Source organism: Streptomyces sp. ML-6, from assembly GCF_030116705.1.
Taxonomy (GTDB): domain Bacteria; phylum Actinomycetota; class Actinomycetes; order Streptomycetales; family Streptomycetaceae; genus Streptomyces.
In genome coordinates, this window is the sequence record NZ_JAOTIK010000001.1 from 1,445,001 (window position 1) to 1,470,394 (window position 25,394).

Genomic DNA, 25,394 nt, shown 5'->3' on the forward strand with positions numbered 1-25,394 from the left:
GTAGACGTAGAGGTGTCCTGCGGGCCCGAACATGGTGGCGTTGCGGGCGGTCCGGCCCCGGTAGGCGTGGGAAGCCGGATCAGCCATGCCGGAGTACGCCTCGGTCTCCGTGATGGCGATGCTCACGGCCCCCTCGGGGGTCTTGCAGGTGAGGACGGTCCCGAGCAGCTTGGGGGCGACCTCTTCGGCGGGGTGGGCGAGGAAGTCGACGTTCATGCCGACCGCCTCGGCATGCCGTGGGTGAAGTGGACGTACGCGTGTCCCGGTGGTCCGAACACGACGCCGTTGCGCGCGGTGCGGCCCCTGAAGGCATGCGAGCCGGGGGCGGTCTCTCCGGCGTACGCCGCCACCTCGGTGAGCCGGGGTGCGGCCGGGTCTTCGGGGGTGGCGCGCACCAGGGTCCGGCCCAGGAGGCCGGGGGCCACGGCCGGGACGGGGCGGTCGAAGAAGTCGCGTGTCAGTGGCGTACGGTCCATGCCCTCGATCATGGCGGTCGAGGGTACCGGGAACCGACTACGGTCGTGACGCGTATGTAGTGGGGTCAGGACCAAGGAGGAGTAAACATGGGCTTCAAGCGGCTGCTCGCGAGTCTGGGTGCCGGTGGTGCTTCGGTGGAGACCGAGCTGACCGAACTCAATGTCGTACCGGGTGGGGTCGTCCAGGGCGAGGTGCGGGTCCAGGGCGGATCCGTGGTCCAGCAGATTGAGGGGCTCTCCGTCGGGCTCCAGGCCCGGGTCGAGGTCGAGGGCCAGGACACCGAGACCAAGCAGGACATCGAGTTCACCAGGCTTCAGCTCGGTGGGGCGTTCGAGGTGCAGGCCGGTGCCGTGCACGTCGTGCCGTTCGGGCTCGAGATCCCCTGGGAGACGCCGATCACGATGTTCTCCGGGCAGCACCTGCACGGCATGAACATCGGTGTGACCACGGAGCTGGAGATCGCGCGGGCGGTGGACTCGGGCGACCTGGACCCGATCAACGTGCACCCGCTGCCGGCCCAGCAGGCCATCCTCGACGCCTTCAGGCAGCTCGGTTTCGGTTTCCGCAGCGCGGACATGGAGCGCGGTCACATCCGCGGCACGCGCCAGCGGCTGCCGTTCTACCAGGAGATCGAGTTCTTCCCGCCGCAGCAGTACCGCGGGCTGAACCAGGTCGAGCTGTCCTTCGTCGCGGACGACCGCGAGATGGACGTCGTCCTGGAGATGGACAAGAAGCCGGGGCTCTTCAGCGAGGGCAGCGACTCGTACCGCTCGTTCAAGGTCGGGCTGAACGACTTCCAGGGGACCGACTGGGCGGCGTACCTCAACCAGTGGCTCGCCCAGGTCGGCGGGCAGCGCAACTGGCTCTAGGGTCGGTGGGGACCGGCTGACAGCTGACAGCAGTGACAGAGCGAAGCGATCAGGAGAGGTGCTGACGTGACCGAGCCGAAGAGGGCGCCGCTGCCGCACGACTTCCACCCCGAGGTGCCGTCGTTCACGGTGGTGAGCGATGATCTCGCCCCCGGTGCCGTGCTGGCGGACGCCCAGGTGTTCGCGGGCGGGAACACCTCGCCGCATCTGCGGTGGGAGGGTTTCCCGGCGGAGACCAAGAGCTTCGCCGTGACCTGTTTCGACCCCGACGCCCCGACGGGCAGCGGGTTCTGGCACTGGGTGGTCTTCGACATCCCGGCGTCGGTCACGGAGCTTCCGGCCGGTGCGGGCAGCGGAAAGTTCGAAGGGCTGCCCGCCGGTGCCGTGCAGGTCCGCAACGACTACGGCTCGAAGAATTTCGGTGGCGCCGCGCCGCCGGCCGGGGAGAACCACCGCTACGTCTTCACCGTGTACGCGGTGGACACCGAGAAGCTGGGGGTCGACAGCGACGCGTCGCCCGCGGTCGTCGGATTCAACCTGCGTTTCCACACGCTGGGCCGCGCCCAGCTGATCGGCGAGTACGCGTCCCCCGCCCAGGAGGCGTGAGCCGAGAGTTTCCCCGTTGTTCGCCCTGCCCTGGTCCCGAAGAGACCGGGGCAGGGCATTTTTTATTGCGTTGTCCATCCCGGCCCGCCCCGCCAGAGTTGACCCGGGCCTGCCAGGGGGCGGGCGGCACACGGGAGGTGGGCGAGATGCGGGACACGCTGGTACTGAACGCGAGCTTCGAGCCGCTGTCGACGGTGACGCTGAACCGTGCGGTGGTGCTGATCCTGCAGGACAAGGCCGTCGTCGAACAGTCGCACCCCGACCTCCGCATGCGTGGCGCCGCCGTGGACATTCCGGTGCCCCGGGTGATCAGGCTCTGCCGGTACGTACGGGTCCCGTTCCGAAGACACGCCCCGTGGTCCAGGAGGGGGGTGCTGGTACGGGACCAGCACCGGTGCGCGTACTGCGGACGGCGGGCGAGCACCGTGGACCACGTCGTCCCGCGGGCCCAGGGCGGTCAGGACACCTGGCTCAACACGGTGGCCTCCTGCGCCGAGGACAACCACCGCAAGGCGGCCCGGACGCCCGAGCAGGCGGGGATGCCGCTGCTGCGCCAGCCGTTCGTCCCCTCCCCCGCGCAGGCGATGCTGCTGGCGCTGGGGGCCGACGCGGGCTCGGAGCTGCCGGACTGGCTGGACGGTGCTGCGGCGTGAGCGGCGTACGCGGCGTACGCGTTCCGTCGTGACGGAGGCCCGTCCCTCCGGGGGCAGGCTTCCGTGCGTCGGTCAGCGGAGCAGCAGCTGGACGATGGCGACCGTGCCGACCGCGACGATGAGGACGCGCAGGACGGTGGGGCTGAGGCGGCGGCCTACCTTCGCGCCGATCTGGCCGCCGATCGCGGAGCCGACGGCGATCAGCACGACGGCCGTCCAGTCGAAGTCCGCGACGAAGAGGAAGAAGAGCGCGGCAATGCTGTTGACGATGGCGGCCAGTACGTTCTTGACCGCGTTGAGGCGCTGCATGGTGTCGTCGAGCAGCATGCCCATGAGGGAGAGGTAGATGATCCCCTGGGCGGCGGTGAAGTAGCCGCCGTAGACGCTGGCGAGCATCAGCCCGACGAAGAGGAGCGGGCCGCCGTCGGGGTGGGCGGGGGCGCCGTCGCGGTCGCGCCGGCGCTGGACGGCTTTGCTGATGCGTGGTTGCAGGATGACCAGGACGAGGGCCAGCGCCACCAGGATCGGCACGATCGTCTCGAAGGCCGTGGAGGGCAGGGCCAGCAGCAGGACGGCGCCGGTGAAGCCGCCGACGAGGGCGGCGACGGAGAGTCTGAGCACGCGGGGGCGCTGCCCGGTGAGTTCCGCGCGGTAGCCGATGGCGCCGCTGATGGAGCCGGGGATCAGGCCCAGGGCGTTGGAGACGGTGGCGGTGACCGGTGGCAGTCCGGTGGCGAGCAGCACGGGGAAGGTGATCAGCGTTCCCGAGCCGACGATCGTGTTGATCGTTCCGGCGCTGATGCCCGCGACGAAGACGGCGAGCATCTCCCAGATGTTCATTGCGTGTCCCCCCGGGCAGGATCGGTGCTTGATGCACTGATCATGCACGAGGGTGTGTACACGTCAGTCGGCTGGGGGGTGCCGTGCCGGCCCTCAGTCGACCGGGGGCTCTTCGCGGCGTTCCTTGCTGTTGCCGGTGTCGAACCCGGGGGCGCCGTTGCCGAGGTTGCCGAAGGCGCCGCTGAGGCCCTTGAGCGCGTCGCCGATCTCGCTGGGCACGATCCAGAGCTTGTTGGCGTCGCCCTCGGCGATCTTCGGGAGCATCTGGAGGTACTGGTACGAGAGGAGCTTCTGGTCCGGGTCCCCGGCGTGGATGGACTCGAAGACCGTGCGGATGGCCTGGGCCTCGCCCTCGGCGCGCAGGGCCGAGGCCTTGGCCTCACCCTCGGCGCGCAGGATCGCGGACTGCTTCTCGCCCTCCGCGGTGAGGATCGCGGACTGGCGCGTGCCTTCGGCCTGGAGGATCGCGGCGCGCTTGTCACGGTCGGCGCGCATCTGCTTCTCCATCGAGTCCTGGATGGAGGTGGGCGGCTCGATCGCCTTGAGCTCGACGCGGTTGACGCGGATGCCCCACTTGCCGGTGGCCTCGTCGAGGACGCCGCGGAGGGCCGCGTTGATCTCCTCGCGGGAGGTCAGGGTCCGCTCCAGGTCCATGCCACCGATGATGTTGCGGAGGGTGGTGACGGTGAGCTGTTCGATCGCCTGGATGTAGCTGGCGACCTCGTAGGTCGCGGCCCGTGCGTCGGTCACCTGGTAGTAGATGACGGTGTCGATGTTGACGACCAGGTTGTCCTGGGTGATCACCGGCTGCGGCGGGAACGGCACGACCTGTTCGCGGAGGTCGATGCGGTTGCGGATCGAGTCGATGAACGGGACGACGATGTTCAGGCCCGCGTTGAGCGTACGGGTGTAGCGGCCGAAGCGCTCCACGATGGCGGCGCTGGCCTGCGGGATGACCTGGATCGTCTTGATCAGGGCGATGAAGACGAGCACCACCAGAATGATCAGGACGATGATGATCGGTTGCATCGTTCCTCGTTGCCCTTCGGTTGCCGACGGATCGCGATGATCGAGGTCGAGATCGCGGGAGGGGCCGGCTGTCGTGACGGCCCCGGTCTCAATGATGATCCACATCGAGTCTGGCAGAACAAGCCCTACCTTGTGGGCGGTTCGGTCACATGACGACTGCCGTTGCTCCGTCGATGTCGACGACATCGACCTGTTGCCCCGGATCGAAGCTCTGGTCCCCGTCGAAGGAACGGGCGGACCAGATCTCCCCGGCCAGCTTGATCCGGCCGCCGCTGCCGTCGACCCGCTCCAGGACGACGGCCTGACGGCCCTTCAGCGCGTCGATGCCGGTGGAGAGTTGGGGCCGGTCGTTGCGGTGTCTGGCGGCGATCGGGCGGACCACGGCGATGAGCGCCACGGAGACCACCACGAACACCAGCACCTGGGCCACGACGCCGCCGCCGAGTGCCGCGACGACCGCCGCGGCGACCGCTCCGACGGCGAACATGCCGAACTCGGGCATCGCGGTCAGGACGAGTGGGATGCCCAGTCCCACCGCGCCGATCAGCCACCACACCCACGCATCGATGTCCACGTGGTCATGGTAGGACCGCGAAGGCCCTCACGGACAGGGCACAATCGGGCAGCCCTGGCCCGTCGCGCCGGCCGGGTCCGCGGCGCGCGCCGGGTTCGCCGTATTCGTTTACGCCCGTCCTCGTGTTCGTTCGTGCCCGGGGCCCGCTCCGGCCCCGTGGTCGGTGAAGGCCCCGCGGGAGCGGGGTCCTCAGGAGAGCGGCAGGCCGTGGGCGGTGTACCGGTCGCCGGTGTGTTCCACGACGAGCGGCAGGCCGAAGCAGAGGGAGAGGTTGCGGGAGGTGAGCTCGGTCTCCATGGGGCCGGCGGCGAGCACCTTGCCCTGACGGATCATCAGGACGTGCGTGAAGCCGGGGGCGATCTCCTCGACGTGGTGGGTGACCATGATCATGGAAGGGGCATACGGGTCGCGGGCCAGTCGGCCGAGGCGGCGGACCAGGTCCTCGCGGCCTCCGAGGTCGAGTCCCGCCGCCGGCTCGTCGAGGAGCAGCAGCTCGGGGTCGGTCATCATGGCGCGGGCGATCAGGGTGCGCTTGCGCTCGCCCTCGGACAGGGTGCCGAACTTGCGGTCGAGGTACTCGGTCATGCCGAGCCGGTCGAGGAAGGCGCGGGCGCGCTCCTCGTCGACGGCCTCGTAGTCCTCGTGCCAGGTGGCGGTCATGCCGTACGCGGCGGTGAGCACGGTCTGCAGGACGGTCTGGCGCCGGGGCAGCTTCTCGGCCATGGCGATGCCCGCGATGCCGATGCGGGGGCGGAGCTCGAAGACGTCGGTGCCGACGCCGCCGAGCTGCTCGCCGAGGACCGTGGCGGTGCCGGTGGTCGGGAAGAGGTAGCTGGACGCGATGTTGAGGAGGGTGGTCTTGCCGGCGCCGTTCGGGCCGAGGATGACCCAGCGCTCCCCCTCCTTGACCGACCATGAGACGTCGTCCACCAGAGCGCGTCCGTCGCGGACCACGGATACGTCCACCAGCTCCAGTACATCGCTCATGGCGCGTTGTCTCCCCATGCAGTGTCGAGATCGTCGCGTGCCTGTGGGCACAGCTCCCAGGGAAATCTACGCCACCGCGCGAGTGCTCCCGGCGCTGGGCCCGTGTGACCCCGGGGCCCCGGCCGGTTCCCTAGGCTGTCGCCATGCTTTCGGAACCACGCTCAGGGCTGTTGGCCGCTTGGGGAAACGCGCTTCTGGCGGGACTCGTCTCGCCGGACGACGCGGTGCACGCCATTGTCGGAAAGGACGCGGTGCACCGCGTCGAGGGACTGCCGGGCGAGGCGGGGCCGGTCGGGCTCACGCTGGCGCTCGGGCGGTTGCGGGGGCTGGGAGTGACGGGGTTCCGGGTGGCGCTTCCGGCCCCCGGCCATCCGCTGGGGCTGAGCGGGCCGCCGGACTTCAACGCGCGGGCACTGGAGGCCGGGGAGGCGGTGGTGGCCTTCGGCGCACCGTACGGGCTGGTCCCCGAGGTGCGCGAGGCGGGGCCGGCGGGGGATCTGCACGTCGAGGTGGTGTGGCGGTGTCTGCCGGTGCGGGAGGCGCCGCCGGCCGACGTGCCGTCGCTGGGCGAGGCGGAGCGGGAGCTGGCCGAGGCGCTGCGGGACGCGACGGCGGTGCTGGCGCGGCTGGACGTGGCGGGTTCGGGCCCGGTGGCCGAGGCAGCCGTGGACGCGTACCGGGCACGGGCGGAGCGGGGGCGCGAGGCGCTGGCCCCGGGGTATCCGCCGCGGGCGGTGCGGGTGCTGGAGCTGGCGCAGCGGGTGGGGCTGCTGATCTCGGTGGCGTACGAGAACGGGCACGGCGGAGCGGTGAGCGCTTCGGAGATCGCGGCCCGGGGCGAAGCGCTGCGGCCGGTGGAGCGGGTGGCCCGGCGGGCTCAGGTCGCCGCGTACAACGCGTACGTGGAGGAGCGGGAGAGGGAACGGGGGCGGTAGTCCCGCCCGGGGTCCGCGGGACGGTGCGTCCGGAGCGGCCCGCGCACTGTGCGGTGCCGTGGGGTGGGGTGGGACAGGTGTCTCGTGTCCGTGCCGCCCCACGGCGTACGACCACGGGGCGAGACGGTTCCCTCCGACTGATCGGTTATTCGGCCGGTCGGTTCATTCGGCCGGTCGGCCGGGGCGGAGGTTCGGAGCGGAACTGCCGAAGGCCGGGGTGAGAGGCCGGTCACATCGGCCGTGTTGCCGACTGCGGCGACCGGGACGTGCACCGGGGCCTGGACGGTGTTTTGCCGCTGACCGCCCGGGGAGTGGGTGGCGGTGCCATCGGGGCCCGCGCCGTGACCGGTCGCGGAGGCCGCGCCCGCGCCGGTGGCGATGACTCCACCGGCGCCCGGCTCCAGCGGTGGCCGGATTCACCGGTGGTCAGCTCGCCGCTCCATGCCGGACGGCCCACAGGGCCGCCTGGGTCCGGTCCGAGAGGTCCAGCTTCATCAGTATGTTCGAGACGTGCGTCTTGACGGTCTTCTCGGAGAGGACCAGCGCCCGCGCGATCTCGCGGTTGGAGCGGCCGTCGGCGATCAGGCCCAGCACCTCCCGCTCCCGCTCGGTGAGGGTGTTCCCCCGGCCCGTTCCCCCGCCCGGTTCCTCCTGGGCGAGCAGGGCCTCCGCGACCTCCGGCTGGAGCAGGACGTGTCCCGCGTACACGGAACGGATCGCGCCGGCCAGGGCGTCCGGATCGACGTCCTTGTACACGTAGCCGGAAGCCCCGGCGCGCAGGGCGGGGACCACGGTGCGCTGCTCGGTGAAGCTGGTGACGATGAGGATCCTGGCCGGGTTCTGGAGTTCGCGCAGCGTGCGCAGCGCCTCGATGCCGTCGGTGCCGGGCATCTTGATGTCCATCAGGACGACATCGGGGCGGAGCTCCTCCGTCCTGGCCACGCCCTCGGCGCCGTCGGCCGCCTCCCCGACCACCTCTATGTCGTCCTGGATCTCCAGGAACGTGCGCAGACCGCGGCGGACCACCTGGTGGTCGTCGACCAGCAGCACCCTGATGATCTTGTCAGCCACCGGGGACCTCCATCTCGATCGTGGTGCCCTCGCCGGGCGCCGATTGAACGGTGAGCCTGCCGCCGACGCCGCCGGCCCGGTCGCGCATCGACACCAGGCCCAGGTGCCGGCCCGCCTGCCGGGTCGCCGCGGGCTCGAAGCCGCTGCCGTCGTCGGTGATCCGCAGCAGCGTGCCGCCACCGCGCCGGGCCAGGGTGACCGCGACGTGTTCCGCGCCGGAGTGGCGCAGCGCGTTGTGCAGGGCTTCCTGGGCGACCCGGAGCAGTGCTTCCTCCTGGGCGGCCGGCAGGGCCCGTACGCCCAGGCTCTCGAAGGTCACCCGGGCCGTGTGGGCCCGGTCCAGGACCTGGACCTGGGTGCGGAGCGTGGCGACGAGACCGTCCTCGTCGAGCGCGGCGGGGCGCAGCTCGACGACGGCGGCCCGCAGCTCGTCCACGGCTTCGGCGGCGAGCACCGCGACCTGTTGCAGCTCGCCCTTGGCGCGGGCCGGGTCGCGGTCGACCAGGGCGGTGGCGGCCTGGGCCGTCAGCCGCAGGGAGAAGAGCTTCTGGCTGACCGCGTCGTGCAGCTCGTGGGCGAGCCGGGAGCGTTCCTCGGCGATGGTGAGCTCGCGGCTGCGTTCGTACAGCCGGGCGTTGGTGAGGGCGATCGCGGCGTGCTGGGCGAGGATGGCCAGCAGGTCCTCGTCCTCGGCGGTGAAGCCGCAGCTGCCCTCGGGCTTGGGGCAGCGCTTGTTGGCGAGGAAGAGCGCGCCCATGACCTCGTCGCCGTCCCTGATGGGCAGGCCGAGGAAGTCGGACATGTCGGGGTGGGCCTCGGGCCAGCCCTCGAAGCGGGGGTCCTTGCGGACGTCGGCGAGGCGCTCGCACTTCGCCTCGTGGAGCATCGCGGCGAGGATGCCGTGCTGTCTGGGCAGGGGGCCGATGGCCTTCCACTGTTCGTCGCTGACGCCGTCGACGACGAACTGGGCGAAGCCGCCGTGGTCGTCGGGGACGCCCAGCGCGGCGTACTCGGCGTCCAGCAGCTCGCGGGCCGAGGCGACGATCGTCTTCAGGACGTCACGCACTTCGAGGTGTCGGCTCATGGCGAGCAGCGCGGCGCTCACGGCCGCCAGGCCCGATGGCGTGCGATGGCTCATGGGCCTCACCGTACCGGCGGGGCGCGCACGCCGTATCGGCCTGTGGACGGCCCCGTATTAGGACCGTGGGACTAGGCCGCCCGGCCCGTGGGCGCACGGCGGGTCCTCCGCCCGTGCCCCCGCATGCCCGGCGGCCCCGGCCCCGTATGCCCGGCAGCCCCGGCTCCGCATGCCCCACTACTCGGTCCCCATATGCCCTGAGGCGCGCCGCGGGGTGTTCGGGAGCGGACGAGGCGCCCTCCACCGGGCCGGATCATGACACTCCGAATTGCGGAAGCAACGGTTGGTGAAACCGGCACTCCCCCGGTGTGAGGCCGCACATAGGACCCACATCACTTACGAAGTCGGCTAGTGGAGACATAAGCGCAGCATCAGTGGGCATGAGCGGGGTCCTGCACGACCGAGCGGGACGCCGATCCACTACCCGGGGTCGTACGTCACATCTTTGCCACCCGATTTTGCCGCCGCTAAGAATTGCTCCCGTCCCCGACGGAGATGCGAAACGCGCTTCCCGTCTTCGTCCTCCGTGAGGACTTCCGCGATTCGAAGAGGTACGTCTGCATGTCCGCGTCCAGCACCATCGGCCGTCGCCGTCGCCTGAACAAGGCCCAGAAGTTCTCCGTCGCGGGTGTTTCCGCCGCTGCGGTCGCCGCGCTCTCGTTCTCGCTCGTCCCCGCCAACGCCGAGACCAAGACCGAGGCCGAGGCTCCCGTCTCCGCCGCCCCCGTGGTCCTCTCGTCGGCCGTCGGTGCCCCGCAGGCCAGGACCGTGCAGGCCGGCATCATCGAGCAGCACTCCACCGCCGAGAAGCTGGTGAAGGCCGCCGACCTCGCCAGGGCCAAGAAGGCCGCCGCCGCCAAGAAGAAGGCGGCCGCCGAGGCCGAGGCCGTGGCGAAGAAGAAGGCCGCAGCCGAAGCCAGGGCGAAGGCCGCCGCCGAGGCCAAGGCGAAGGCTGCCGCCCGGGTGAAGGCGAAGGCCGTCGCCGAGCGCACCGAGACGCGTGCCGCCAGCCGTTCCCAGGCCCGCACCCCGGTGTACGCCAACAACCTGGACGGCTGGATCCGCCAGGCCCTGGACGTCATGCGCGCCCACGGCATCCCCGGCTCGTACGAGGGGCTGCACCGCAACATCATGCGCGAGTCGACCGGCAATCCGAACGCGGTCAACGGCTGGGACATCAACGCCCAGAACGGCACCCCGTCCTGTGGTCTGCTGCAGGTCATCCGGCCGACGTTCAACGCGTACCACGTGCCCGGCACCTCGTCGAACATCTACGACCCGGTCGCCAACATCACGGCCGCCGCCAACTACGCGGCCGACAAGTACGGCTCGATCGACAACGTCAACGGCGCCTACTGAGCCGGCGCCCGGACGCCGCACGCACACGCCGAAGGGCGGCACCCCGCGGGTGCCGCCCTTCGGCGTCCGGTACCGGCGCGCCCGCCCCGGTACCCGTGATCACTTGCGCATGACCTCCGGCTCGTGACGGCGCAGCAGTCGTGCGACCGCGAAGCCGCAGACGACGCCGAGGAACAGGAGCACCGTGATGTTGATGCCCCACTGACCGACCGTGTGCTCCCACAGCGGGTCCAGGTCGGTCGGGTTCTTCGGGTCCCACGGCGGCATCAGGTGCGCCAGGTCGAGGGTGGTGCCCGCTCCCGCGATGGCCCAGCGGGACGGCATCAGCCAGGCGAACTGCTCCAGGCCGGGCGAGCCGTACACCTGGAAGAGGATGCCGGTGAAAACGACCTGGACGATCGCGAACATGACCAGCAGTGGCATGGTCTTCTCGGCGGTCTTCACCAGCGAGGAGATGACCAGGCCGAACATCATCGAGGTGAAGCCGAGCGCGATGATCGTCACGCAGAGCTCGACGGCCGGCGGCATGATCAGGCCCTCTTCGGGCAGGTCGCGGGTGGCGAAGCCGATGCCGCAGATGATGACGCCCTGGAAGGCGGTGATCACGCCGAGGACGATCACCTTGGACATCAGATAGGCCGAGCGGGACAGACCGGTGGCCCGTTCCCGTTCGTAGATGACGCGTTCCTTGATCAGTTCTCGTACGGAGTTGGCCGCGGCGGAGAACGTCATCCCGATCACCAGGATCAGCATGATCGTTCCGGCGTCCCCGTTGAACCGGGCCGGCGGCTTCGGCGGGGCCAGGCCGAAGTCGGCCGGGATGACCACGCTGACGACGCCGAGCACGGCGGGCAGGATCACCATCAGGCCCATGAAGCCCTTGTCGGACGCGATCACCGAGACGTAGCGGCGCATCAGCGTCCACAGCTGGGCGGACCAGCTCTGCGGCTTCGGCGGGCGCATCTGCTGCGGGGGCGGCATGTGCACGGGCTGTGCGGCGACGGCGTCGATGTCCGCGGCGTACATCTGGTAGTGCTGCGAACCGCGCCAGCGGCCCGCCCAGTCGTAGTCACGGTAGTTCTCGAACGCGGAGAAGACGTCGGCCCAGGTGGTGTAGCCGAAGAAGTTGAGCGCTTCCTCCGGCGGACCGAAGTAGGCGACGGAACCGCCCGGTGCCATGACGAGCAGCTTGTCGCAGATGGCCAGCTCGGCGACGGAGTGCGTGACGACCAGGACCGTGCGGCCGTCGTCGGCCAGGCCGCGCAGCAGCTGCATGACGTCGCGGTCCATGCCCGGGTCGAGGCCGGAGGTCGGCTCGTCGAGGAAGATCAGCGACGGCTTGGTGAGCAGTTCGAGTGCGACGGAGACGCGCTTGCGCTGACCGCCGGAGAGCGAGGTGACCTTCTTGTCCTTGTGGATGTCGAGCTTGAGCTCGGCGAGGACTTCGAGGATCCGGGCCTGGCGCTCGGCCTCGGTGGTGTCCGCGGGGAAGCGGAGCTTGGCCGCGTACTTGAGCGCCTTGATGACGGTGAGTTCCTTGTGCAGGATGTCATCCTGCGGGACCAGACCGATGCGCTGGCGCAGCTCGGCGAACTGCTTGTAGAGGTTCCGGTTGTCGTAGAGGACGTCGCCCTGGTTGGCGGGCCGGTAGCCGGTGAGCGCCTTGAGCAGGGTGGACTTGCCGGAGCCGGACGGGCCGATGACCGCGATGAGCGACTTCTCCGGGACGCCGAAGGAGACGTCCTTGAGGATCTGCTTCCCGCCGTCGACCGTCACCGTGAGGTGACGGGCGGAGAAGGAGACCTCACCGGTGTCGACGAACTCCTCGAGCCGGTCGCCGACCAGGCGGAAGGTCGAGTGGCCGACGCCGACGATGTCGTTGGGGCCGATGAGCGCGGAGCCGGACTTGGAGAGCGGCTGACCGTTGAGGTACGTGCCGTTGTGGGATCCGAGGTCGCGGATCTCGAAGCGGCCGTCGGGGGTCGCGTGGAATTCGGCGTGGTGGCGCGAGACCTGGAGGTCGGAGACGACCAGCTCGTTCTCCAGCGCACGACCGATGCGCATGACGCGGCCGAGGGCCAGCTGGTGGAACGTGGTGGGGCTGCGGTCCCCGTACACCGGCGGGGCCCCCGCGGCACCGCCCGCGCCGGGTGTGTTCGGCTTGCCCTGCTGGTGCGGGACCTGGGGCTGCGGCTGCACGGGCTGCTGTGACTGCACGGGCTGCTGGGGCTGCCCCTGGGGGGCCTGCTGCCAGCCCTGCTGCTGCGCGGCGGGGTCCTGCGGGGCGGGCCAGCCTGCGCCGCCCTGCTGCTGCGGCTGCTGCACGGGGGCCTGCGGAGCACCCGCGCCCTGGCCGTTGTACGCGGCGCCCGCCGGGACGCCCAGGCTCAGCAGCGGTCCGTCGGTGGCGTTGCCGAGATGCACGGCGGAGCCGGCACCGATCTCCAGCTGCTGGATCCGGCGTCCCTGCACATAGGTGCCGTTGGTGCTGCCGTGGTCCTCGATGAACCAGCTACGGCCGTTCCAGCTGATCGTGGCATGCCGCCACGAGACCCTTGCGTCGTCGATCGTCAGGTCGCCCTGCGGATCGCGCCCGAGGGTGTACGACCTGGACGGATCGAGGGTCCAGGTCCTTCCATTCAATTCCAGTACGAGTTCCGGCACTCCGCGCCCCACTAGTTGTCCCCCGAGTTACCCCCATCACAGGGAGCCTAGGGATGCTGAACATCGTGGGGAACTATTCCAGGAGCGGTCCCGGATACGAAAGTCGGACGGGGTGAAGACCCTGCCGAGGCCTGCATCGTTACGGTGTCGGCACGAAAAACCGGGGACGGGAGCCGCAAGTCGCGAAGAACGGCATCAGATCGCTTGCAAGCGGGGCGAACTACGTCATTCACCCCTGAGCGGGGGACGATCCGTGGCATCCACGCTCCGTCACCGTCCGGGTACGCCCCCCGGTCACCGGGGGGCCACCCGGTCGTCACCCGGCGTTCCGGGGACGCCTCGTACCCGGCCGTCCGCGGCCCGCGACCGGCGCACGGCCCGGGCGGGAAGCGGGGGCGACGCACTGTCCGGCACTCGGGACGGAACTTCGGTGCCGCGGGAGGGACCGATACGGTGGAAGCACCATGAGCGCATCTCAGCCCCCTCAGTCCTCCCGGTCTCCTGAGCCCTCCGAGTCCCTCCGGGGCGCGGACACACCCACCCTTCTCGTGAAGATCTTCGGGAAGGACCGTCCCGGCATCACCGCCGGGCTCTTCGACACCCTCGCCGCCTACTCGGTCGACGTCATCGACATCGAGCAGGTCGTCACCCGTGGCCGCATCGTCCTGTGCGCGCTGGTCACCGCCCCGGCCGCGGGCGGCACCACCGAGGGCGACCTGCGGGCGACCGTGCACAGCTGGGCCGATTCCCTGAAGCTCCAGGCCGAGATCATCTCCGGCACGGGCGACAACCGGCCGCGCGGCTACGGGCGTTCCCACGTGACGGTGCTCGGGCACCCGCTGACCGCGGAGTCGACCGCCGCCATAGCGGCCACGATCACCTCCACCGGCGGCAACATCGACCGCATCTTCCGGCTGGCCAAGTACCCGGTCACGGCGGTCGAGTTCGCGGTGTCGGGCACCGGCACCGCGGAGCTGCGCACGGCCCTGGCCACGGAGGCGGCCGGGATCGGTGTCGACGTGGCGGTGGTGTCCGCCGGGCTGAGCCGACGGGCGCAGCGGCTGGTCGTCATGGACGTCGACTCGACGCTGATCCAGGACGAGGTCATCGAGCTCTTCGCCGCCCACGCGGGCTGCGAGGACAAGGTGGCCGAGGTCACCGAGCAGGCGATGCGCGGCGAACTCGACTTCGAGCAGTCGCTGCACGCGCGGGTGGCGCTGCTGGCGGGGCTCGACGCCTCGGTGGTGGACAAGGTGCGCGCCGAGGTGCGGCTGACGCCCGGCGCCCGCACCCTGATCCGTACGCTGAAGCGGCTCGGCTACCAAGTGGGCGTGGTCTCGGGCGGGTTCACCCAGGTCACCGACGACCTGAAGGAGCGGCTCGGGCTCGACTTCGCCTCCGCCAACACGCTGGAGATGGTCGACGGGAAGTTCACCGGCCGGGTCGTCGGCGACATCGTCGACCGGGCCGGCAAGGCGCGGCTGCTGCGCAGTTTCGCCAAGCAGGCCGGAGTGCCGCTGGCGCAGACCGTGGCGATCGGTGACGGTGCGAACGACCTGGACATGCTGAACACGGCCGGTCTCGGGGTGGCGTTCAACGCCAAGCCGGTGGTCCGCGAGGCCGCGCACACCGCGGTGAACGTGCCGTTCCTGGACACCGTGTTGTACCTGCTCGGCATCACCCGCGAGGAGGTCGAGGCCGCCGACGGTCTCGCCGACTGACGCGGTCCCGGTCCCGTACGGCGGCCCTGTAGGAACGTTCCTGCGGCAGCGGCCCCGGGACGAGGTCCGGTGGTGGGGGTTCCCGGGCGGACGCCCCCGTGACATGGGGAGGGCCCTGGTGCGATCGGATCGCACCAGGGCCCTCCCACGTGCCCGCTCTGTTCCCCCGCGTGCACACCGGCACCGCACCGCGGCGAGTGTGCGGGCGCGGCATGCCCAGCGGACGCGGAGGGCTCGGCGGGATCAGTCGTTGGGTGTCCAGTACTCGACCAGCTTGCCCACTCCGTGTTCCACGCCCTTCCAGGAGCCGTTGAACTCGACGACGGCGAACGCCGCGGTCGGGAAGCCGCCCCGGGACATCCGGGCCAGGGCGTCGCCCTCGGCCGAGTTGGAGAGGGCGTCGGCGACCGCGTGCATGCCGGGGTTGTGGCCGATGACGAGAAGGTCGCGCACGTCGTCGGGGGTCTCGTTGATCAGGGCGATGAGCTCACCGAGGGACGCCTCGTACAGGCGCTCCTCGTACACGGTCCTCGGACGGTGCGGCATCTCGTGCACCGCCAGCTTCCACGTTTCGCGGGTCCTGGCGGCGGTGGAGCAGAGGGCCAGATCGAGGACGATCCCGGAGTCGACGAGTTTGCGGCCTGCGACGGGGGCGTCCTTGCGGCCGCGCTCCGCGAGGGGCCGCTCGTGGTCGGAGTCCTGCGACCATTCCGCCTTTGCATGCCTGAGAAGGACGATCCTGCGAGGTGTATCGACGCTCATACACCTCAGCTTCGCACGAAATGGCGCGCCCGGCGCAGGGTGTTGACGTCCTCGTGCGACGAACGCGGAGGGCTCGGACCGGTTGCCGGGGGCGGGGCCGGAGGGCGTGGGCCGGCCGTCGGGGCCGCGGGCGGACGGGGTCAGGAGCTCACCAGGGCCATGACACGTGCGAGAAGTCGGTCGATCGCGGGATCGGCGGTCGCAGCCTGCGCGTCACCGGTGCCGATGATCAGCAGCATCAGCGCGGCGAACGCGAGCGCGGGCAGCGCCACGGCCCACCACGGCAGCCGGACCTCGACGCCGCCCGTGGCGGGGTGGGTGGTCCGGGGGTGGTGGTGCGTAGGGGCCGCCATGTCCGCCTCCGTGGGGCTTCGGTGCCGAATCCGGTGGTTGCCGGTTCCGATACCGGAGAACTTACGGATCCGGGGGCACCGTTCCCATCCGGGGACCCACCCACTTCACCCTGACCCCAGCCCCCTAGGGGATGGTGGGGGCAGCCCCACCCCCGGCCGCGGCGCCGGGCCGGATCAGGGGGAGGCGACCGAGGCGATCACTCCGACCACCACGGTGATCAGGAGCATCGCCCCGAGCACGAGGAGGAGCTTCTTCTGGCCGTTCTGGGGATTCGGGTCGAGCACAGGAGACATGGGCACAGTCTCCCACCTCAGCATTCGTCCTCGATCGTCCGGGCCCGCCCCGCCAGGACCCCGGCCACCATCTGGGGCACCATGAGGCCCGCCATCAGGGCGATCGGCACCTCCCAGCCGCCGGTGTGCTGGTAGAGCACGCCGATCAGCAGCGGTCCGGGGATCGAGATCAGGTAGCCGACGGACTGGGCGAAGGCGGACAGCCGCACGACTCCGGCACCGGTGCGCGAGCGCATGCCGATCATCGTCAGGGCCAGCGGGAAGGAGCAGTTCGAGATCCCCAGGAGCAGCGCCCAGGCCCAGGCCCCGCCGGCCGGTGCGAGGTAGAGGCCCGCGTATCCGACGAGGCCGCAGCCGCCGAGGAACAGGACGATCGGGCCCTGGTTCCGCATCCGGGAGGCGACCTTCGGGATGACGAACGCGAGGGGCACCCCCATCGCCATGGTCACGGCGAGCAGCACGCCCGAGGTGCCGGCCGAGACCCCCGCGTCGCGGAAGATCTGCGGCATCCATCCCATGGTGATGTACGCGGCGGTGGCCTGCAGGCCGAAGAAGCAGGCGAGGGCCCAGGCGGTGCGGCTGCGGGTGATCCGGAGGGCCGGGGCGTCCTGTCCGTGGCCGGCCGGCCGGGCCGAGGGGCCGCGCCGGTCCCGTACCACCGGGAGCCAGGGCAGGATCGCGACGGCGGCGAGCACGGCCCAGACGCCGAGGCCGAGCCGCCAGCTGCCGCCCAGCGCGCTGGTCATGGGCACGGTCACGGCGGCGGCGAGCGAGGTGCCGAGGGCCAGGGCCATCGAGTAGAGGCCGGTCATGGAGCCCACGCGGTCCGGGAACCAGTGCTTGACGATCACCGGCATCAGGACGTTGCTGACGGCGATGCCCATGAGGGCCAGTGCGCTCGCGGCGAGGAAGCCCGCGGTGCCGCCGACGAGGGGGCGGATGCCCAGGCCGGCGGTGATGGCGATCATTCCGGCGCAGACGACGGCGCCCGGCCCGAAACGGCGGGCGAGGCGGGGCGCCATGATCCCGAAGACCGCGAAGCAGAGCGGCGGCACGGAGGTGAGGACACCGGCCACGCTGCCGCTCATGTGCAGGCCGTCCCGCACCTCCTCGAGGAGGGAGCCGAGGCTGGTGATGGCGGGGCGGAGGTTGAGGGCGGTGAGGACCAGCCCGACGGCGACCAGCCGGAGCAGCCAGGGCGCGGGCCCGGAAGCGGGCCGGGCCGCCCCCGGGCCCTGCGGGGCGCGCGGGGCCGGGGAATCCATGGGGGCTTCCGCCGTGGCGGCGGGGCTGAGGGCCCGGGTCTGGGGCTGGTGCTCGTCGGACATGACTCCATCATAGAATCATGGGATGATTGATTGTCCAATCCTCTGAGAACATCCGAGGGCCCCGGGGAACCGCGAGGTGTGCGCGGGACGGCGCGGATCGTTCCCGCTACCCCGGACACCCGGAGCGACCCGCGCGCGTTGAACAAGTAGAGCAAGCAGCAAGTAGAGCAACCGGAGCACCTCGAACCACCCCGCCCCACCCCACGTATCTCCGCACCACGTGTCTCCGCACCCCGACCATCCGTACCCGACTCTCCGCAACCCGACCAAGGAGCACCATGACGCTGACGTCCCCGCGGCGTTCGGCACTCGCCGACCAGGTGATTGCCCAGCTGAGGAATCAGATCACCTCCGGCGAATGGCCCGTGGGTTCCCGGATTCCCACCGAGCCCGAGCTGGTGGAGCAGCTGGGGGTGGCCCGCAACACCGTCCGGGAGGCGGTGCGCGCCCTGGCGCACAACGGCCTGCTCGACATCCGGCAGGGCTCGGGCACCTATGTCGTCGCCACCAGCGAGCTGGCCGGGGTGATGCACCGCCGCTTCGCCTCCGCCGATCCCCGCCACGTCGCCGAGCTGCGCTCCACCCTGGAGTCGTCGGCGGCCCGGCTGGCCGCCGCGCGGCGCACCGAGCGGGATCTGAAGCAGTTGGACGCGCTCATGGCGCGGCGGGAGGGGGCCTGGGCCGCGGGCGACGCCGAGGCGTTCGTCGAGGCCGACTCGACGCTGCACCTGGCCGTGGTCGCCGCCTCGCACAACGACGTGCTGACCGGCCTCTACGCCGACCTGGGCGATCTGCTGCGCCACCACCTCAGGGACGACATCGGTCACGAGCTGCGGCCGGAGAACCACCTGGACCACGGTCGGCTGGTCGAGGCGATCCGGTCGGGGGACGCGGAGACGGCGGCCGCCGAGGCCGTGAGTCATGCGTTGAGCTGCCAGGGGGACCGGGTCTGACGGGTCGCCCCGCAGGACCGCTCGCACGGAACGGCGCCCGCGGCCCCGCGTCCGGGGCGGTACTCGGAGCACGTCCCGTACTCCCGGGGGCCGGCCGCGGCCCCGCGTTCCGGGGCGGCGCTCAGAGCGCGTCCTGCACCTGGTGCGTGACCCAGGCCGCGCCGACTTCCTTCCAGCAGCGGTCGTCCAGCCGTACGGTCCGCCCCGGAGCCACGTCGACCGGGGCCGCGTCGGCGTCGATGTCCCACCAGCGGCGGCACTCGGTGTGCAGCTGCACGCGGTCGGCGGAGGGGTACGGGTTGTAGCAGTAGGCCACGACCCGGGAGCCCAGCACGGAGGTACGGCATTCGGCTCCGGCGGGTTCCGGGCCGGTGGCGGCTGGGGCCGGGGCCGGAGCGCCGGCCCGGCCCGCCATGGATATCCCCATCGGGGCGGCCAGTGCGGCAACGGCTATGGAGGCCGTCAGCAGGGCCCAGGTCCGGCGACACGTGGAGCGCATGGCGTCCTCCCTCCCCCGCAGCCTGACCAGAAGTCCGGTTCACCACATTCTGCGGTGGATCGACCTTCTTTTCGACTTGAGCGGCCCGGGGGTGGATCCCGACCGGGCCGGGCTCGGACGCGCGACGGCCGCGCACCCCCCGGTCCGGGGCGGTGCGCGGCCGTGTCACAGCCTGTGGCGCGGGATCAGGAACCCATCATGTGCACGCCACCGTCGACGTGGATGATCTCGCCCGTGGTCTTCGGGAAGAAGTCCGAGAGCAGGGCGACGACACCGCGTCCGGCCGGCTCCGGGTCCGCCATGTCCCAGGCCAGCGGGGAGCGGGTGTTCCACACGTCCGCGAGCTCGATGAAGCCCGGGATGGACTTGGCGGCCATGGAGCCGATCGGCCCGGCGGAGATCAGGTTGCAGCGGATGTCGTCCTTGCCCAGGTCGCGGGCGAGGTAGCGGGAGGTGGCCTCCAGCGCGGCCTTGGCCGGGCCCATCCAGTCGTACTGCGGCCAGGCGTACTGCGCGTCGAAGGTGAGACCGACGATCGAGCCGCCGTTGGTCATCAGCGGCTTGCAGGCCATGGCGAGGGCCTTCAGCGAGAACGCCGAGACGTGCATCGCCGTGGCGACGGACTCGAAGGGGGTGTTCAGGAAGTTGCCGCCGAGCGCGTCCTGCGGCGCGAAGCCGATGGAGTGGACGACGCCGTCGAGCGAGCCGAGCTCCTCGCGGACCAGGCCGGCGAGGCGGTCCAGGTGCTCGGTGTTGGTCACGTCCAGCTCGATGACCTTGGCGGGCTTCGGCAGCTTCTTCGCGATGCGCTCGGTCAGGGTGGGCCGGGGGAACGCGGTCAGGATGATCTCGGCGCCCTGCTCCTGCGCCACCTTGGCGGTGTGGAAGGCGATGGACGACTCCATCAGCACACCGGTGACGAGGATGCGCTTGCCGTCGAGGATTCCGCTCATGGTGATCAGTGACCCATGCCCAATCCGCCGTCAACGGGGATGACGGCTCCAGTGATGTACGACGCGTCGTCGGAGGCGAGGAAGCGCACCGCGGCGGCGATCTCCTCGGGCTGCGCGTAGCGGCCGAGCGGCACCTGGGACACAATGCCCTTGCGCTGCTCCTCGGTGAGCACCTGCGTCATGTCGGTGTCGACGAAGCCGGGTGCGACGACGTTGAAGGTGATGTTCCGCGAGCCGAGTTCCCGGGCCAGGGAACGGGCGAAACCGACCAGACCCGCCTTCGAGGCGGCGTAGTTCGCCTGCCCTGCGGAGCCGAGGAGCCCGACGACGGAGGAGATGAGGACGACCCGGCCCTTCTTGGCGCGCAGCATGCCGCGGTTGGCGCGCTTGACGACCCGGAAGGTACCGGTGAGGTTGGTGTCGAGCACGGACGTGAAGTCGTCCTCCGACATCCGCATCAGCAACTGGTCCTTGGTGATACCGGCGTTGGCGACCAGTACCTCGACGGGGCCGTGCTTCTCCTCGATCTCCTTGTAGGCCTGCTCCACCTGTTCGGTGTCCGTGATGTCGCAACGGACCGCCAGGCAGCCCGCTTCGGTGAGGACTTGGGGCGGCTCGCCGGAGCGGTAGGTGATCGCGACCTTGTCGCCGTTGTCGGCGAAAGCGCGGGCGATGGCGAGGCCGATGCCCCGGTTTCCTCCGGTGACGAGAACCGAGCGGCTCAACGGATCACCCTTTCGATAGCGGTCTGGTACATCGAAAACCTATCGGTACCACCCGCCCGGCGAGGAATCGGCCCCTGACAGCGCCTTTGGCCGGGCACTGTGGGGTTCCTACAGACGATCACCCGGGGAGGCGCATCCCGGTGGGCCCCGGCAAGCCCCGAGGGGCGGCACCGGACATCCCCGGGTGCGGTCGCCGTGCGGCGTGATTCACTGCCGTGGTGTATCGAGAAGGGAATTCCCTGTGCCCCATGAGGTAGATCAGTCTTTTCTGGCCCTGCCCCTGCGCGCCCTCGCCGACGCGGCGCTCGCCCGCGCGCGGGCGCTGGGCGCCGTGCATGCCGACTTCCGGTTCGAACGGGTGCGCAGCGCGTCCTGGCGGCTGCGGGACGCCCGGCCCGCGGGCTCCTCGGACACCACCGATCTCGGGTACGCGGTACGGGTGGTGCACGGCGGGGCGTGGGGGTTCGCGTCCGGGGTGGACCTGACGATGGACGCGGCGGCGAAGGTCGCCTCGCAGGCCGTGGCCATGGCGAAGCTGTCGGCGAAGGTGATCGCGGCGGCCGGGTCGGACGAGCGGGTCGAGCTGGCGGACGAGCCGTCGCACGGCGAGCGGACCTGGGTCTCGGCGTACGAGGTCGATCCCTTCGCCGTGCCGGACGAGGAGAAGGCGGGGCTGCTCGCCGAGTGGAGTTCCCGGCTCCTGGGCGCCGAGGGCGTCGCACATGTCGACGCCTCGCTGACGGCCGTGCACGAGAACAAGTTCTACGCGGACACGGCGGGCACCGTGACCACCCAGCAGCGGGTCCGGCTGCACCCGGAGTTCACCGCGGTGGCCGTGGACGGGACGACCGGCGAGTTCGACTCGATGCGGACGATCGCCCCGCCGGTGGGCCGCGGCTGGGAGTACATGACCGGGACCGGCTGGGACTGGGACGACGAGCTGGCGCGGATTCCCGGCCTGCTGGCCGAGAAGATGCGGGCGCCGAGCGTCGAGGCGGGGACGTACGACCTGGTCGTCGACCCGTCCAACCTCTGGCTGACCATCCACGAGTCGATCGGCCACGCCACGGAGCTGGACCGGGCGCTGGGCTACGAGGCGGCGTACGCCGGGACCTCGTTCGCCACCTTCGACCAGCTGGGGAAGCTGGCGTACGGCTCCTCCGTGATGAACGTGACCGGTGACCGCACCGCCGAGCACGGGCTCGCGACCATCGGGTACGACGACGAGGGCGTCGAGGCGCAGTCCTGGGACCTGATCAGGAACGGGACGCTGGTCGGGTACCAGCTGGACCGGCGGATCGCGAAGCTCACGGGGCTGGGCCGGTCCAACGGCTGCGCCTACGCGGACTCGCCGGGGCACGTCCCCGTCCAGCGGATGGCGAACGTGTCGCTGCGGCCGGAGCCGGGCGGGCTGTCCACGGAGGACCTGATCGGCGGGGTGGAGCGCGGGATCTACGTGGTCGGCGACCGGTCCTGGTCGATCGACATGCAAAGGTACAACTTTCAATTTACCGGTCAGCGGTTCTTCCGGATCGAGAACGGGCGGCTGGCCGGTCAGCTGCGCGACGTGGCCTACCAGGCGACGACGACGGACTTCTGGGGCTCGATGGAGAAGGTCGGCGGCCCGCAGACGTACGTCCTGGGCGGCGCCTTCAACTGCGGCAAGGCCCAGCCCGGCCAGGTCGCGGCCGTCTCGCACGGCTGCCCCTCCGCCCTCTTCCGGGGCGTGAACATCCTCAACACGACGCAGGAGGCCGGACGATGAACGGTCACCACGGAACCGGCCGGGGGTCCGGGGGTCGACACCCGGGACAGCACAGTCTCAACACGACGCAGGAGGCCGGACGATGAGCCGCGTCAGCAAGCCGCACGAGATCGTCGAGCGGGCGCTCGAACTGTCCACCGCGGACGGGTGCGTGGTCATCGCCGACGAGGAGTCGTCGGCGAACCTGCGCTGGGCCGGCAACGCCCTCACGACGAACGGGGTGACGCGGGGGCGGACCCTGACCGTCATCGCGACCGTGGACGGTGCGCAGGGCACCGCGTCCGGGGTGGTGTCGCGGTCGGCCGTCACCGCGGACGACCTGGAGCCGCTGGTGCGGGCCGCCGAGGCCGCCGCGCGCGGGGCCGGTCCCGCCGAGGACGCCCAGCCGCTGGTCGCCGGGGTGCCCGTGTCGCCCGGCTTCACGGACGCGCCGGCCGAGACGGGCTCGGAAGTCTTCGCCGAGTTCGCCCCGGCGCTCGGGGACGCCTTCGCCCGGGCCCGTTCCGGCGGCCGTGAACTGTACGGCTTCGCCAACCACGAGATGACCTCCACCTACCTCGGCACGTCGACGGGGCTGCGGCTGCGCCACGACCAGCCGAACGGGACGCTGGAGCTCAACGCGAAGTCGCCCGACCGGACCCGCTCGACCTGGGCGGGCCGTTCCACGCGCGACTTCAAGGACGTCGACCCGGCCGGGCTCGACGCGGAGCTGGCACGGCGGCTGCGCTGGTCGGAGCGCCGGATCGAGCTGCCCGCCGGGCGGTACGAGACGCTGCTGCCGCCGACCGCGGTGGCCGATCTGCTGATCTACCAGCTGTGGTCGTCGACGGCGCGGGACGCCGTGGAGGGCCGGACGGTGTTCTCCCGGCCGGGCGGCGGGACCAGGCTCGGCGAGCGGCTGTCCGAGCTGCCGCTGACGCTGCGCAGCGACCCGCACGCGCCGGGGCTCGAGTCGGCGCCGTTCGTGATCGCCCACTCCTCCGGGGACAGCGCCTCCGTCTTCGACAACGGTCTGCCCCTGGCGCCGACCGACTGGGTCCGGGGCGGCGAGCTGGCGCACCTGACGACCACCCGGCACACGGCGGGGCTGACCGGGCTGCCGGTCGCGCCGGCGATCGACAACCTGGTGCTGGACGGCGGCGGCGAGCGGTCCCTGGAGGAGATGGTGGCCGCGACGACCGGCCGGGGGCTGCTGCTGACCTGCCTGTGGTACATCCGGGAGGTCGATCCGGCGACGCTGCTGCTGACCGGGCTGACCCGCGACGGGGTGTACCTCGTCGAGGGCGGCGAGGTCGTCGGCGAGGTGAACAACTTCCGGTTCAACGAGTCGCCGGTGGATCTGCTGTCCCGGGCCACCGAGGCGGGCCGTACCGGGAAGACGCTGCCGCGCGAGTGGGGCGACTGGTTCACCCGGGCCGCGATGCCCGCGCTGCGCATCCCCGACTTCAACATGAGCTCGGTCAGCCCGGGTGTATGACCGCCTAGACTGAGACGTTGCAACCCGATGTTGCGACCCCACACCGTGAACGAGGAGACACACCACCGTGACGGACATCGTCGACGAGCTGAAGTGGCGCGGGCTGTTCGCCCAGTCCACCGATGAGGACGCACTGCGCAAGGCTCTCGCGGACGGTCCCGTCACCTTCTATTGCGGTTACGACCCCACCGCGGCGAGCCTGCACGTCGGCCATCTGGTGCAGGTGCTCACCATGCGCCGGCTCCAGCAGGCCGGTCTGCGTCCGCTCGCCCTGGTGGGCGGGGCCACCGGCCAGATCGGTGACCCGCGCCCGACCGCGGAGCGCACGCTGAACGACCCGGAGACGGTCGCCGGCTGGGTGACGCGGCTGCGGGCCCAGATCGAGCCGTTCCTGTCCTTCGAGGGCGAGAACGCGGCGGTCATGGTGAACAACCTGGACTGGACCTCGGGCATGTCCGCGATCGAGTTCCTCCGGGACATCGGCAAGCACTTCCGGGTCAACAAGATGCTGACCAAGGACTCCATCGCCCGCCGGCTGGAGTCCGACGAGGGCATCAGCTACACCGAGTTCAGCTACCAGCTGCTCCAGAGCATGGACTTCCTGGAGCTGTACCGGCGCTACGGCTGCACCCTCCAGCAGGGCGGCAGCGACCAGTGGGGCAACCTGACCGCGGGTCTCGACCTGATCCACCGCCTGGAGCCGGGCGCCGAGGTGCACGCGCTGGCGACCCCGCTGATGACGAAGGCGGACGGGACGAAGTTCGGCAAGTCCGAGGGCGGGGCCGTCTGGCTCGACCCGACGATGACGACGCCGTACGCGTTCTACCAGTTCTGGCTGAACGTGGACGACCGGGACGTCTCCCGGTACATGCGCGTCCTCAGCTTCCGCAGCCCCGCCGAGCTGGAGGAGCTGGAGAAGATCACCGAGGAGCGCCCGCAGGCCCGGACGGCGCAGCGCGCGCTGGCCGAGGAGCTGACGACGCTGGTGCACGGCGCCGACCAGTGCGCCGCGGTCATCGCGGCGTCGAAGGCGCTCTTCGGTCAGGGCGAGCTCGGCGAGCTGGACGAGGCGACGCTGGCCGCCGCGCTGTCCGAGGTGCCGCACGCCCGGGTCACCGAGCTCGGCCCGCTGGTGGACCTGCTGGTGGAGGTCGGTCTGGCGCCGAGCAAGTCGGGCGCCCGGCGCACGGTGAAGGAGGGCGGCGCGTACGTGAACAACGTCAAGGTCACCGACGGCGAGAGCGCGCCGGCCCGTGAGGAGCTGCTGCAGGGGCGGTGGCTGGTGCTGCGCCGGGGCAAGAAGAACCTCGCCGCCATCGAGGTCACCGGCTGATCCGGATCCGATCGGCACCGCGGCCGGAC

25 protein-coding genes and 2 pseudogenes (1 of these 27 only partly in view) are annotated in these 25,394 nt (G+C 71.0%); 10 read left to right on the forward strand and 17 right to left on the reverse strand.

Translation table 11 applies throughout. The annotated features are described in order from the left end of the window. Both OCT49_RS06350 and OCT49_RS06355 read right to left on the reverse strand, forming a co-directional pair. Positions 1–216: the start of a DNA-3-methyladenine glycosylase gene (locus OCT49_RS06350; protein ID WP_283850907.1), read on the reverse strand. Its footprint begins 396 nt before the window's first position; 216 of the gene's 612 nt are visible here — the first part of the coding sequence; the start codon lies at positions 214–216; the stop codon falls past the left edge of the window. A 14-nt stretch (positions 217–230) separates the two neighbouring features. Continuing rightward, positions 231–488: pseudogene (locus tag OCT49_RS06355) on the reverse strand (DNA-3-methyladenine glycosylase); the annotation flags it as partial. Positions 489–563: 75 nt separating this feature from the next. Here OCT49_RS06355 and OCT49_RS06360 point away from each other — a divergent pair. From OCT49_RS06360 to OCT49_RS06370, 3 genes are all read left to right on the forward strand, one after another. Continuing rightward, the gene (locus OCT49_RS06360) at positions 564–1,346 is read left to right on the forward strand and encodes a sporulation protein (protein WP_283850908.1); all 783 of its coding nucleotides are present in this window, start codon (positions 564–566) and stop codon (positions 1,344–1,346) included. Positions 1,347–1,412: 66 nt separating this feature from the next. Continuing rightward, entirely contained in the window at positions 1,413–1,952 is a 540-nt protein-coding gene (locus tag OCT49_RS06365) for a YbhB/YbcL family Raf kinase inhibitor-like protein (RefSeq protein ID WP_283850909.1), read from the forward strand. 146 nt (positions 1,953–2,098) lie between these two features. Next, positions 2,099–2,605, forward strand: coding sequence for an HNH endonuclease (locus tag OCT49_RS06370; RefSeq protein ID WP_283850910.1), 507 nt, complete (start codon positions 2,099–2,101; stop codon positions 2,603–2,605). Between the two features lie 72 nt (positions 2,606–2,677). On the opposite strand, the gene OCT49_RS06375 is transcribed toward OCT49_RS06370, so the two are convergent. The 4 genes from OCT49_RS06375 to OCT49_RS06390 form a co-directional block, all read right to left on the reverse strand. After that, entirely contained in the window at positions 2,678–3,445 is a 768-nt protein-coding gene (locus tag OCT49_RS06375; RefSeq protein WP_283850911.1) for a sulfite exporter TauE/SafE family protein, read from the reverse strand. 93 nt (positions 3,446–3,538) lie between these two features. Then, positions 3,539–4,474, reverse strand: a complete 936-nt coding sequence (locus OCT49_RS06380; protein ID WP_283850912.1) for an SPFH domain-containing protein — start codon at positions 4,472–4,474, stop codon at positions 3,539–3,541. 145 nt (positions 4,475–4,619) lie between these two features. After that, on the reverse strand, positions 4,620–5,048 hold the full coding sequence (locus OCT49_RS06385) for an NfeD family protein (protein WP_283850913.1): 429 nt from the start codon (positions 5,046–5,048) through the stop codon (positions 4,620–4,622). Between the two features lie 189 nt (positions 5,049–5,237). After that, positions 5,238–6,035: an ABC transporter ATP-binding protein gene (locus OCT49_RS06390; protein ID WP_283850914.1), complete on the reverse strand. Its 798-nt coding sequence runs from the start codon at positions 6,033–6,035 to the stop codon at positions 5,238–5,240. Positions 6,036–6,178: 143 nt separating this feature from the next. On the opposite strand from OCT49_RS06390, the gene OCT49_RS06395 reads away from it, so the two are divergent. Beyond that, positions 6,179–6,970, forward strand: a complete 792-nt coding sequence (locus OCT49_RS06395; protein ID WP_283850915.1) for an Rv1486c family protein — start codon at positions 6,179–6,181, stop codon at positions 6,968–6,970. A gap of 162 nt (positions 6,971–7,132) precedes the next feature. Here OCT49_RS06395 and OCT49_RS39805 read toward each other — a convergent pair. The 3 genes and pseudogenes from OCT49_RS39805 to OCT49_RS06410 all read right to left on the reverse strand — a co-directional run bounded on the left by OCT49_RS39805 (position 7,133) and on the right by OCT49_RS06410 (position 9,179). After that, positions 7,133–7,386: pseudogene (locus tag OCT49_RS39805) on the reverse strand (chaplin). Positions 7,387–7,396: 10 nt separating this feature from the next. Further along, entirely contained in the window at positions 7,397–8,041 is a 645-nt protein-coding gene (locus OCT49_RS06405; protein ID WP_283850916.1) for a response regulator, read from the reverse strand. Continuing rightward, positions 8,034–9,179 (reverse strand): GAF domain-containing sensor histidine kinase, encoded by a 1,146-nt coding sequence (locus tag OCT49_RS06410; RefSeq protein ID WP_283850917.1) that lies wholly within the window; start codon positions 9,177–9,179, stop codon positions 8,034–8,036. Before OCT49_RS06410 ends, OCT49_RS06405 begins: the two co-directional genes overlap by 8 nt. 561 nt (positions 9,180–9,740) lie before the next feature. On the opposite strand from OCT49_RS06410, the gene OCT49_RS06415 reads away from it, so the two are divergent. Beyond that, positions 9,741–10,538, forward strand: coding sequence for a transglycosylase SLT domain-containing protein (locus tag OCT49_RS06415; RefSeq protein WP_283850918.1), 798 nt, complete (start codon positions 9,741–9,743; stop codon positions 10,536–10,538). 99 nt (positions 10,539–10,637) lie between these two features. Here the strand turns inward: OCT49_RS06415 and OCT49_RS06420 are convergent, their stop codons facing one another. After that, entirely contained in the window at positions 10,638–13,214 is a 2,577-nt protein-coding gene (locus OCT49_RS06420; protein WP_283850919.1) for an ABC transporter ATP-binding protein/permease, read from the reverse strand. Positions 13,215–13,666: 452 nt separating this feature from the next. Between OCT49_RS06420 and serB the strand changes: the two genes are divergently transcribed. After that, positions 13,667–14,923: a phosphoserine phosphatase SerB gene (serB, locus tag OCT49_RS06425; RefSeq protein WP_283850920.1), complete on the forward strand. Its 1,257-nt coding sequence runs from the start codon at positions 13,667–13,669 to the stop codon at positions 14,921–14,923. A 243-nt stretch (positions 14,924–15,166) separates the two neighbouring features. Here serB and OCT49_RS06430 read toward each other — a convergent pair whose 3' ends face one another. From OCT49_RS06430 to OCT49_RS06445, 4 genes are all read right to left on the reverse strand, one after another. Then, positions 15,167–15,685, reverse strand: coding sequence for a SixA phosphatase family protein (locus OCT49_RS06430; RefSeq protein ID WP_283850921.1), 519 nt, complete (start codon positions 15,683–15,685; stop codon positions 15,167–15,169). Positions 15,686–15,825: 140 nt separating this feature from the next. After that, entirely contained in the window at positions 15,826–16,038 is a 213-nt protein-coding gene (locus OCT49_RS06435) for a hypothetical protein (protein ID WP_283850922.1), read from the reverse strand. Between the two features lie 174 nt (positions 16,039–16,212). Further along, complete coding sequence (locus OCT49_RS06440; protein WP_283855689.1) at positions 16,213–16,323, reverse strand: SGM_5486 family transporter-associated protein; 111 nt, start codon at positions 16,321–16,323, stop codon at positions 16,213–16,215. Positions 16,324–16,349: 26 nt separating this feature from the next. After that, complete coding sequence (locus tag OCT49_RS06445; RefSeq protein WP_502963340.1) at positions 16,350–17,660, reverse strand: CynX/NimT family MFS transporter; 1,311 nt, start codon at positions 17,658–17,660, stop codon at positions 16,350–16,352. 278 nt (positions 17,661–17,938) lie between these two features. On the opposite strand from OCT49_RS06445, the gene OCT49_RS06450 reads away from it, so the two are divergent. Continuing rightward, the gene (locus tag OCT49_RS06450; protein WP_283850923.1) at positions 17,939–18,613 is read left to right on the forward strand and encodes a FadR/GntR family transcriptional regulator; all 675 of its coding nucleotides are present in this window, start codon (positions 17,939–17,941) and stop codon (positions 18,611–18,613) included. Positions 18,614–18,734: 121 nt separating this feature from the next. Here the strand turns inward: OCT49_RS06450 and OCT49_RS06455 are convergent, their stop codons facing one another. From OCT49_RS06455 to fabG, 3 genes are all read right to left on the reverse strand, one after another. After that, the gene (locus tag OCT49_RS06455) at positions 18,735–19,112 is read right to left on the reverse strand and encodes a hypothetical protein (protein WP_283850924.1); all 378 of its coding nucleotides are present in this window, start codon (positions 19,110–19,112) and stop codon (positions 18,735–18,737) included. A 185-nt stretch (positions 19,113–19,297) separates the two neighbouring features. Continuing rightward, positions 19,298–20,065, reverse strand: a complete 768-nt coding sequence (gene fabI, locus OCT49_RS06460; RefSeq protein WP_283850925.1) for an enoyl-ACP reductase FabI — start codon at positions 20,063–20,065, stop codon at positions 19,298–19,300. 5 nt (positions 20,066–20,070) lie between these two features. Continuing rightward, positions 20,071–20,790, reverse strand: coding sequence for a 3-oxoacyl-[acyl-carrier-protein] reductase (gene fabG / locus OCT49_RS06465; RefSeq protein ID WP_283850926.1), 720 nt, complete (start codon positions 20,788–20,790; stop codon positions 20,071–20,073). A gap of 241 nt (positions 20,791–21,031) precedes the next feature. Between fabG and OCT49_RS06470 the strand changes: the two genes are divergently transcribed. The 3 genes from OCT49_RS06470 to tyrS all read left to right on the forward strand — a co-directional run bounded on the left by OCT49_RS06470 (position 21,032) and on the right by tyrS (position 25,365). Then, positions 21,032–22,555 carry a TldD/PmbA family protein gene (locus OCT49_RS06470; RefSeq protein WP_283850927.1) on the forward strand — a complete coding sequence of 508 codons (1,524 nt, stop codon included), beginning with the start codon at positions 21,032–21,034 and terminating at the stop codon, positions 22,553–22,555. Positions 22,556–22,637: 82 nt separating this feature from the next. Continuing rightward, on the forward strand, positions 22,638–24,032 hold the full coding sequence (locus OCT49_RS06475) for a metallopeptidase TldD-related protein (RefSeq protein ID WP_283850928.1): 1,395 nt from the start codon (positions 22,638–22,640) through the stop codon (positions 24,030–24,032). A 67-nt stretch (positions 24,033–24,099) separates the two neighbouring features. Further along, a complete protein-coding gene (tyrS, locus tag OCT49_RS06480) occupies positions 24,100–25,365 on the forward strand; it encodes a tyrosine--tRNA ligase (protein ID WP_283850929.1) in 1,266 nt (421 codons plus the stop codon). Positions 25,366–25,394 lie beyond the last annotated feature (29 nt).